1 protein-coding gene is annotated in these 923 nt (G+C 62.5%); it reads left to right on the top strand.

From position 1 onward, the window contains the following. Positions 1-111 precede the first annotated feature (111 nt). On the top strand, positions 112-923 hold an 812-nt coding region (locus IM313_RS22440), incomplete at its 3' end, for an IS481 family transposase (RefSeq protein ID WP_193056113.1).

Consider the following 923-nt stretch of genomic DNA (forward strand, 5'->3'; position numbering starts at 1 on the left):
TGCGGCCTGATGCCCTCACCCCAGCCCTCTCCCCTGTACGGTCCGGGGACATAGTGAACACTTGTTCGGGGACATGGTAGACACTTACAACTGAGGCATAAGAACCCGTTTATGGAGTCGCTTATGCCCTGGGATGCGAGAGATACCATGTCATTACGTACCGAGTTTGTGCTGTTCGCCTCGCAGGACGGGGCGAACATCCGTTTCCTCTGCCGTCAGTTCGGCATTTCTCCTGCCACCGGCTACAAGTGGCTTCAGCGCTGGGCTGAGGAAGGTGCCTCCGGTCTTCAGGACCGCTCCCGCGCACCTCATCATTCCCCGAACCGCTCATCTGACGACATCACGGCCCTGCTGCGCATGGCGCATGACCGTCATCAACGCTGGGGCGCCCGCAAGATTAAGCGCTGGCTTGAAGACCAGGGGCACCGTATGCCCGCCTTCAGCACCGTCCATAATCTGATGGCCCGTCACGGTCTGCTGCCGGGCGCATCACCGGGCGTTCCGGCTACGGGACGCTTCGAACATGACGCGCCGAACCGGCTCTGGCAGATGGATTTTAAGGGCCACTTTCCCTTTGGCGGTGGCCGCTGCCATCCGCTCACCCTGCTGGACGACCACTCCCGTTTTTCCCTGTGCCTGGCGCACTGTACCGATGAACGGCGCGAGACCGTGCAGCAGCAGCTGGTCAGCGCGTTTGAACGCTACGGCCTGCCGGACAGGATGACGATGGACAACGGCTCACCGTGGGGCGACACCACCGGCACCTGGACGGCGCTGGAGCTGTGGCTGATGCGCCACGGTATCCGGGTGGGGCACTCCCGGCCTTATCATCCGCAGACGCAGGGCAAGCTGGAGCGTTTTCACCGCAGCCTGAAGGCGGAAGTGCTGCAGGGAAAATGGTTCGCGGACAGCGGAGAGCTGCA

This window comes from Enterobacter cloacae complex sp. P2B (assembly GCF_014895985.1).
Lineage (GTDB): Bacteria > Pseudomonadota > Gammaproteobacteria > Enterobacterales > Enterobacteriaceae > Enterobacter > Enterobacter bugandensis.